This window comes from Chrysiogenia bacterium (genome assembly GCA_020434085.1).
GTDB lineage: Bacteria > JAGRBM01 > JAGRBM01 > JAGRBM01 > JAGRBM01 > JAGRBM01.
In genome coordinates, this window is sequence record JAGRBM010000295.1 from 1 (window position 1) to 8,061 (window position 8,061).

General features: G+C 65.0%; 9 protein-coding genes. 8 read left to right on the top strand and 1 reads right to left on the bottom strand.

Annotation, left to right across the window (positions count from 1 at the left end; translation table 11 throughout):
- Positions 1-601: 601 nt before the first annotated feature.
- From KDH09_10220 to KDH09_10235, 4 genes are read left to right on the top strand one after another with little or no spacing between them, the layout of a single operon-like run.
- Positions 602-1,651, top strand: coding sequence for a serine/threonine protein kinase (locus tag KDH09_10220; protein MCB0220058.1), 1,050 nt, complete (start codon positions 602-604; stop codon positions 1,649-1,651).
- Between the two features lie 9 nt (positions 1,652-1,660).
- Positions 1,661-2,848, top strand: coding sequence for an FHA domain-containing protein (locus KDH09_10225; protein MCB0220059.1), 1,188 nt, complete (start codon positions 1,661-1,663; stop codon positions 2,846-2,848).
- Positions 2,849-2,881: 33 nt separating this feature from the next.
- Positions 2,882-3,385: a hypothetical protein gene (locus KDH09_10230; GenBank protein ID MCB0220060.1), complete on the top strand. Its 504-nt coding sequence runs from the start codon at positions 2,882-2,884 to the stop codon at positions 3,383-3,385.
- Positions 3,386-3,388: 3 nt separating this feature from the next.
- Positions 3,389-4,342, top strand: coding sequence for a bile acid:sodium symporter family protein (locus KDH09_10235; GenBank protein ID MCB0220061.1), 954 nt, complete (start codon positions 3,389-3,391; stop codon positions 4,340-4,342).
- A gap of 148 nt (positions 4,343-4,490) precedes the next feature.
- Here the strand turns inward: KDH09_10235 and KDH09_10240 are convergent, their stop codons facing one another.
- Positions 4,491-4,901, bottom strand: a complete 411-nt coding sequence (locus KDH09_10240; GenBank protein ID MCB0220062.1) for a hypothetical protein — start codon at positions 4,899-4,901, stop codon at positions 4,491-4,493.
- Positions 4,902-5,046: 145 nt separating this feature from the next.
- Between KDH09_10240 and nrdR the strand changes: the two genes are divergently transcribed.
- The 4 genes from nrdR to KDH09_10260 form a co-directional block, all read left to right on the top strand.
- Positions 5,047-5,505, top strand: a complete 459-nt coding sequence (nrdR, locus tag KDH09_10245; protein ID MCB0220063.1) for a transcriptional repressor NrdR — start codon at positions 5,047-5,049, stop codon at positions 5,503-5,505.
- A 6-nt stretch (positions 5,506-5,511) separates the two neighbouring features.
- Positions 5,512-6,636, top strand: a complete 1,125-nt coding sequence (ribD, locus tag KDH09_10250) for a bifunctional diaminohydroxyphosphoribosylaminopyrimidine deaminase/5-amino-6-(5-phosphoribosylamino)uracil reductase RibD (GenBank protein ID MCB0220064.1) — start codon at positions 5,512-5,514, stop codon at positions 6,634-6,636.
- A 19-nt stretch (positions 6,637-6,655) separates the two neighbouring features.
- Positions 6,656-7,318: a riboflavin synthase gene (locus tag KDH09_10255; protein MCB0220065.1), complete on the top strand. Its 663-nt coding sequence runs from the start codon at positions 6,656-6,658 to the stop codon at positions 7,316-7,318.
- A 42-nt stretch (positions 7,319-7,360) separates the two neighbouring features.
- A partial coding sequence (locus KDH09_10260) for a hypothetical protein (protein MCB0220066.1) occupies positions 7,361-8,061 on the top strand: 701 nt, incomplete at its 3' end.

Genomic DNA, 8,061 nt, shown 5'->3' on the forward strand with positions numbered 1-8,061 from the left:
ATGTAAATTCTGCGGTCCATCTCGGGTCATTTCGGTCCATCGTGGGCCATCATGGGTCACGCCCCTTGCGTGAGTTTCTTTCTTTCCCATACTGAAAACAGAGGGTCTGACGGCCGCGACAATCCCTGCTCCCCTCTCGGGGGAGCTGTCGCCGAAGGTGACTGAGGGGGTTGCCGGGGCGGCGTTTCGGCTCTGCGGCGTGGCGACTTGCGGCACCCCCTCAGTCCGGGCATTTGCCCGGACAGCTCCCCCCGAAAGGGGAGCAGGAAGAAGTGGCGCGCTTGCCCCCGTCTGCGCGAAAGCCCTTCGACGGGTTCGACAGGCTCACCGCAGGCAGGCTCAGGACAGGGAGAAGAAAGAGAAGAAAAATTTTTGGAATTTGTAAACACGGGCGGGGCCGGGCCGAGCGGCGGCGGCGATGCCGCCCCCGAAAAACCCCTTGAAAATCCCTAAGTTCCCGGTATTATTGGGGGGATTCCCGATTCGTAGGTGAGGCCGCGCTCCGGGAGAGAAGACGATCTCTTCGCAGCAAGCCATCGCATCGGCTGAGCCACCGCGCTTTGGCCGCTATCAGCTGCTTTCCGAACTGGGGAAAGGCGGCATGGGCGTCGTTTATCGCGCGCTCGACCCCAAGATCGGCCGCGAAATCGCGCTCAAGACGATCCTCACCGGCGTCACCCCCCAGAGCGAGAATTACGCCGAGCTCCACAGGCGCCTGGAGCGCGAGGCCCGCGCGGCCGGCGCCCTGAACCACCCCAACATCGTCACTGTCTACGACGTGGGCGAGTGGGAAGGCGCTTTCTTCATCGCGATGGAGTTTGTCGACGGCACGCCGCTCGACCGCATCGTCAAGGGCGGCGACCCGCTGCCGCTCGAGAAGATCAACGACCTCATCAAGCAGATCGCCCGCGCCCTCGACTACGCCCACGCCAAGGGCGTCGTCCACCGGGACATCAAGCCCGCCAACCTGATCCTCGACGGGCATGGCCAGATCAAGGTCGCCGACTTTGGCGTGGCGCGCCTGCAGAGCGGATCGATCACCCAGGAAGGCGGGCGCGTGGGCTCTCCGTCCTACATGAGCCCCGAGCAGATCCAGGCCGAGGAGATCGACGGGCGCACGGACTTCTTCAGCCTGGGCGTGGTCTTCTACCAACTGCTCACCGGTCGCAAGCCCTTCCGGGGCAAGAACATTGCCGCGATCACCCACGCCATCTGCAACAAGGAACCCATTGCGCCGATCAAGTACAACACGCAGATCCCCCGGCGCATCAACCAGATCGTGCTGAGGCTGCTCGCCAAGGAACGCGAGGAGCGCTACCAGAACGGCGCCGAGCTCTGCAACGACCTGGATGCGCTCGACCAGATCGATCTCTCGTCAGTGACCCTGGACTACGGCGCCCCGCCGCCACGCGAGGACACCATGCGCGACCGCACGCCCACGCCGGCGCCGCGCAACGACATCCACACGCTCTTCCGCAACATCACCAGCGACGTGCGCGGTTTCTCCGTGGGGGACCCCACCGGCCCGCGTGGCCGCGTGGTGCGCCCGCGCCGCCAGCAGGAAGCCAGCAAGCTCTCCACCGGGTGGATCATTGCCCTGGGCGCCGCCGCAGTCGGGGTCGCCGGCCTCGCCTACCTGCTGCTCGGATAGGGGGCGCACTTGATCGCCCAGTGTCCGAGTTGCCGCGCGCGCATCCGCATTGAACTGCCCCAGGTCATCGAACAGAACCTGGTGCGCTGTTCGAAGTGCTGGTTCGTCTTTCTCGTCTCCGGCGAAGAGCTGCGCAAGGTGCTCGACGGCGCGCGCCGCTCTCCGGCGCTCACCCGACCGGCCGAGACCTACCGCTCTGAGGACTCGGTGCCGCCGGGTCTCGAGGATCTCTCCCAGCAGTTCGCCGAGTGGGAAAAGCACGTCCTGAAAAACGGCGGCGGCGAGGGACCCGACCTCTCCGACGTGAGCCTCTCCCAGCAGTTCGACTGGACCGGTTTCGACGACCGGGGCGAATCGCCCGACTCCACCGGCGACAACGCGATCGGCGAGGGCACCATTCTCTCGAGCTTCGAGACGCGCGGCGCTGCAGAGGCCGGCGGCGAGGACGTGCTCTGCACGCTCTCGGTCGTCGAAGGGCCGCAGGCCGGACTCTCGTTCCCGATTCACGACGAGTCGGTGGTCATCGGGCGCGACAGCGCCGACTGCGTCGTGCCCGACCGGGAAATCTCGCGCCAGCACGTGCGCATCCGGCTCTCCAGCCACAAGGGCGCGCCGCGTTTCGAGATCGAGGATCTGGGCTCGACCAACGGTACCATTGTGAACGGCACGCGCATCGAGTTCTCGCCCCTGGAGAACTGCGACGAGATCGTGATCGGTTCCTCGAAGCTGATCTTCTTCGTGGGCAAACCCGTCGTGGTGACCCCGCGCCCGGCCATCGATCAAAAAGCGCTGCGCGAGATGAACGCCTATTCTGCCGCCACCGCCGATGTCGACGGCGATGCCACCGGCACCCGCGGGGAGGGAAATCCCTTCCTGCCCTCGGCGGCGCTGAAACGCGTGCGTGCCTGGCTCGAAGTGACAGAGGGGGCCGACCAGGGCAAGGTGCTCGACCTGATCAAGGGCGCCACCGTGATCGGGCGCGAGCAGGCCGACGTGATCATCGACGATCCGCTGATCTCCAGGAAGCATGCCCTGGTAGAAGTCCTCTCGGGGGACCAGATCTATCTGAAAGACCTGGCCAGCAAGAACGGCACCGTCGTCAACGGAATCCTGGTCAAGGTCGCGCGGCTGCAGGCAGGTGATATGATCCAGATGGGCGACACCCGGCTCTGCTTCGGGACGGAGATGCTGGGCTAGGGCGAAATCACAGGCGCGAAGGCGGGGACGGCCATGAGCGACGAGAAGAACAGAAAATTCGTGATCCGCGGCGAGGATCGTCGCAAGACCAACGAACCGGTGAGCGAGGACCGGCGCGACGGATCGCGCCGGATGACCGAGCATGCCGGCACCGATCAGATCGCCATCGAACTCAAGGCCGCGCTGCGCGCCCTCGAACAGATGCTGCGCGCGACCGAGGCCGACCTCGAAGAAGTGGCCGCCGGCCGTGATCCCGACGAAGTCACCCAGATCCCAACGCGCAATGAAAAGCTTGCCGGTGCGGTGCGCTCGCTCGCCGATGCCGAGGCCGGACTGCTCGACCTGGTGCGCGCCGCGAAGATGGCCGCGCGTTTAACGCCCGAGCTTCGCGCCTGGTCGGTCGAAGTGGCCGAGCGCGCCTGCGCCGTCGAAGAACGCCTTGCCGAACACATGGCCGAGCGCCTGGGCATCGACCGCCCCGCCGAGCCGCCCCGCGCGCGGCGCCTCGTCGAAAAACTCCAGAAGATTCTGGGCTGAGCGTTGAGCGACTCCGAACAAAACGAACTCGAAGAACGCCGTGAGGCCGCCAATTCCGGGCGGCTTTTCCTGATCTTCGTCGTGGTGTTCTGCATTGCCGCGTGGTTTCTCCCCGAGACCTTCGCGCAGGGCAAGCCGCTCATCGTGCCGCTGCTGAGCGTTGTGATGCTGGGTATGGGGCTCACCCTCACGCCCGATGATTTCAAGCGCGTTGCCGAGCAGCCGGCCACCGTGGCGGTGGGGACGGGCTTGCAGTTCATGGTGATGCCGTTCTCCGCGCTGGCCATCTCGAAACTGCTGGGACTCTCGGATGAGGCGACCATCGGGATGGTGCTGGTCGGCGCGTGCCCGGGCGGGACGGCCTCGAACGTGATCGCGTATCTCTCTCGCGCGGACGTCGCGCTCTCGGTGACGCTTACCGCTGTGTCCACGCTGCTCGCGCCGGTGGCGACGCCCTTCCTGACTTCCCTGCTGGCCGGAAAGATCGTGGACGTGAATGTGGCGGGGCTCTTCCTGAGTGTCGCGAAGATCGTGCTCGCACCGGTGCTGGTGGGACTCATCCTCCGCCGCTTCCTCGATCGTTTCATCGAGCCCGTGCTCAAGGCGCTCGTGCCATTTACGAGCCTCGTCATCGCGCTCATCATCGCGATCATCGTTGGCGCTTCCCACGGAAACTTCGGCGCGGCAGTGCTGCCGATTCTTCCGGCGGTCTTCCTGCACAACGCGATCGGGCTGGGGGCAGGTTACGGTGTTTCGCGCCTGCTCAAGTTTCCCGAACAGGCGGCGCGCACCATCGCCATCGAGGTGGGAATGCAGAACTCGGGACTGGCCGTCGCATTGGCCGGCAAGTTCTTCGCCACTGCCGCTGCCCTTCCGGGCGCCGTCTTCAGCGTCTGGCACAATGTTTCGGGCGCGGTGCTGGCCAACTTCTGGGCGGGGCGTACGAAAGATTCCTGACACACTTTTCCCTCTCCCTTCCGGGGAGAGGATGCCCGTAGGGCAGGTGAGGGTGGGGTGCCTGAAGTAGCATTTCTCCCTCACCCAAGCGCGCCTTCGCCGCGCTTTTCCCTCTCCCGCTGGGAGAGGGAAATAAGGGAAAAAATTCCTAGGGCCGCGCGCGCAGGTCGCTGATTGCCTGGCTGAGCTGCTGCTCGCGGCGGGCGCGGATCTCGGCGTCTTTTTCCTCACCCTCACCCATCATGGATGCAACCTTGAGCTCATCGAGTTCGGCCTGCCAGCGCTCGATCATGTACTGGCGGTCGGCGTGGCTGTCGAGCTGCCAGACAGTGAAGTAGAGCTCGGGGTCGCGCACGTAGGCGTCCTCGAAGGACTCGGCACTCTCCTGTTCGAGCGAGGCGAAGCCGGGATCGGGAAATTCATTGCCCAGGCGGTTGAAGGCCAGAAAGACAACGAAGAACAAAAACAGTCCGGCCGGAATCGCGGGCACCCACCACCAGGGGAGGATCCGCTTGAGCGGCGACTTGCCGCGACCGAGTTTGAACTGCAGGGAGGCCATGGGCGCAAGCCTAGCGCGCAGGGGGCGCCCTTACCACCCCACGCGGGGCGTGCTAGGGTTGCCCGGCGCGTCCTGAGGCACCTGCGGCGCGCGTTAGCGGCACGACCAATCCAGCGGGCGAGCGCCCGCAGCCGGTGAGAGAACCATGAAGTGTCCCTCCTGCGGACATCCTGATTCACGCGTGATCGACTCGCGCGGCGCCCATGAGGGCGAGGCGATTCGCCGTCGGCGCGAGTGCGAGGAGTGCGGCCGCCGCTTTACCACCTACGAACGCATCGAAGAGCGCCCGCCGGTTGTCGTGAAGAAGAACGGTAACCGGGTTCCGTATGACCGGAGCAAGGTGATGGAGAGCATCACCATCGCCTGCCGCAAGCGCGGCATCCCGGTGGAAACCCTCGAAGCAGTCGTCGATCGCCTGGAGAGGGAGTTCTCCGAGCGCGCCGGCGGGGAGATCACCACCGACGAGATCGGCGCGGGAATCATGACCCAGCTCCGGGGACTCGACCAGGTGGCCTACGTCCGCTTCGCCAGCGTCTACCGCGAGTTCCGCGACATCGACCAGTTCCTCGAAGAAGTCAAAAGCATGCGCAAAGAAGGGGAGTGAGCAGTCATGCCCCGCAAGCCCGCGCCAAGGAGCCAGCAGCAAACCGACGAGCGCTATATGCGCCGCGCACTGGAACTTGCCGCGCGCGGGCGCGGCGCAGTCTCGCCCAACCCGATGGTGGGCGCCGTCATCGTGAAGAACGGCAGGGTGCTGGCCGAGGGCTGGCACCATGAATACGGCGGGCTTCACGCCGAGACCGACGCGCTCGGAAAACTGCGCGGCAGCGCAAAGGGTGCGACCCTCTACGTCTCGCTCGAGCCCTGCAATGCCACGGGGAAACAGCCGCCCTGCACGGACGCGATTCTCGAACACGGCATCGCGCGCGTCGTGGTCGGTGTGGGTGACGGCAACTCCAAGGGCAAGGGTGGCATCGCGCGCCTCAAGCGCCGCGGGGTGAGCGTCGCAACCGGGGTCCTCGCCGAAGAGGCTGTCGCCCTCAATGAAAAATTCTTTACTCATGTCGCACGAAAGCGCCCGCACACGACGCTCAAGCTCGCCGCCACGCTCGATGGCCGGACGGCCACGCGCAGGGGTGAGTCCAAATGGATCACCTCGCCCGAGTCGCGAAAGCTCGTCCACGAAATGCGCGGCGAGTGCGACGCAATCCTCTGCGGAATCGGCACCGTGCTGGCGGACGATCCGCGGCTCACGGTTCGGCCCGCGCCGGCACATGGGCGCCAGCCCATCCCCGTCATTCTCGATTCGAAGCTTCGCATCCCGCTCGATGCGAAGGTGCTCAAGACGAAGACCGCGCGCAAGATCGTGATCTGTTCCACGCGGGCCCCGGCTAAGCGTGAGGAACTGCTCGTCGCCCAGGGCGTGCGCGTCATTCGCGTGGTTCATCAGGGCGGCAAACTCGACCTGGGCGCCGCGTGGAAGGCGCTCTATAAGGAAGAGATCGGCTCGGTCTTCGTCGAGGGCGGGCCGAAGGTCGCCGCCTCGGTGCTCGCGACCGGGCTGGTCGACGTGCTGCACGTGTTCCTGGCGCCAAAGATCATCGGGGACGAGAAGGCCACGCCGCTGCTTTCGGGGCTCAAGGTCCCACACCTCAAGAACGCCATCGCGCTGGGCGAGCTCAGCGCGCAGCAGATCGGGCCGGACGTGCTGCTTACCGCGCGGCCGCGCCGCTAGAACTCACAAGGAGCCGGACATGTTTACCGGACTGGTAAAGGACGTTGGAACCATCGAACGGGTGAGCCCCTCGGGCACGGGGCTGATCTTTCGGATCAAGACCGCGCTTGCCGCCGAGGGTCTCGAAGAGGGCGAATCGATCGCCGTCAACGGGGTGTGTCTGACGGTAACGGACTTCGACAGCGTTCGCTTCGACTGCGAGCTCTCGAAGGAAACCCTCGACTGCTCGAACCTCGGCAGGGTGAAGGCCGGCGACCCGGTCAATCTTGAGCGCGCCATGCGCCTTGGCGACCGGCTGGGCGGCCACCTCATGCAGGGGCACGTGGACGGCCGGGCCAAATTCCTCTCCGATACCCCCGACGGGACGAGCCACCGGCTCGCCTTCGAGGTCCCTGCCGAGCTGCGCAAGTACATCATCGAGAAGGGCTCGATTGCCCTGGACGGCATTTCGCTCACCGTGAACAAGGTGGAGGGAAACCGTATCGAGGTGAACATCATCCCGGCCACCTGGGAGAAGACCACGCTGGGAAAACGCGCCATCGGGGCCCTGATTAATGTTGAAGTCGACATGCTCGGAAAGTATGTAGAGAGCATTCTGAGCGGGCACCTGCAGGCGGCGGGAGTGGATGCCGGCAATATTTCAAAAGCCTTCCTCGCGGAACAGGGGTTCCTCGGGGAGTAGTTCAATTGGGACCCGGCGGGGCCGGGGTCGGAGGAAGCAGGAATGAATCGGAAATTTCTCGTCGCGTTGTTTGTTCTTCAAGTGATCGCGTTGCTGCCGGCAGCGGCGCACGCGAAGCTGGCCTTCGGCATCCTGCCGTGGGATGGTCAGCAAAAACTCTCACAAGAAGAAATCGCCAAGGTCGAGGCCAAGTTTGCCCACACGCTCAATGAGTGCGGCAAGTTCACGATTGTCGAGCGCTCCCAGGTGGAGAAGCTCATGTCCGAGCAGGCCTTCCAGATCTCGGGCGCCGTGGGCGGCAACCAGGCCGAGAAACTCGGCAAGATCCTGAGCGTGGACAAACTGGTGCAGTTCACCGTCATTCCCGAGGGCGGGGGCGATCACTCCGGTATCATCCGCGTCTTCGATGTGGCCACCGGCGCGCAGGAAATCAATGAGACCGAATCGAGCTCGGGCACGCAGGATGCCGACGATGTCGCCCGCAACATGGCGGGCCACATCATCCTGAAGTATCCGCTCATGGGCCGCGTGGGCAAAGTCGCAGGCCAGACGATCATCGTGGATGTCGGCGCCGACGGGAAGCTCAAGGACGGTGACCGGCTCTTCGTAGCTCGTCGCGAGATCGAGCGCGACGCCGGCGGCGAGGTTATTTTCGAGGACTACGCCCGCGTGGGAATCCTGCGGATCGAGCGCGCCGGCAAGCAGGGCTCGAAAGCCAAGATCGACTCCCTGGTGGACCTGGG

What these genes read in the sequence shown, in the direction of transcription:
- KDH09_10255 (MCB0220065.1), top strand. Translation starts at nt 6,656, where the DNA reads ATGTTTACCGGACTGGTAAAGGACGTTGGAACCATCGAACGGGTGAGC.
- ribD (MCB0220064.1), top strand. Translation starts at nt 5,512, where the DNA reads ATGCCCCGCAAGCCCGCGCCAAGGAGCCAGCAGCAAACCGACGAGCGC.
- KDH09_10240 (MCB0220062.1), bottom strand. Translation starts at nt 4,901, where the DNA reads ATGGCCTCCCTGCAGTTCAAACTCGGTCGCGGCAAGTCGCCGCTCAAG.
- nrdR (MCB0220063.1), top strand. Translation starts at nt 5,047, where the DNA reads ATGAAGTGTCCCTCCTGCGGACATCCTGATTCACGCGTGATCGACTCG.
- KDH09_10220 (MCB0220058.1), top strand. Translation starts at nt 602, where the DNA reads ATGGGCGTCGTTTATCGCGCGCTCGACCCCAAGATCGGCCGCGAAATC.
- KDH09_10230 (MCB0220060.1), top strand. Translation starts at nt 2,882, where the DNA reads ATGAGCGACGAGAAGAACAGAAAATTCGTGATCCGCGGCGAGGATCGT.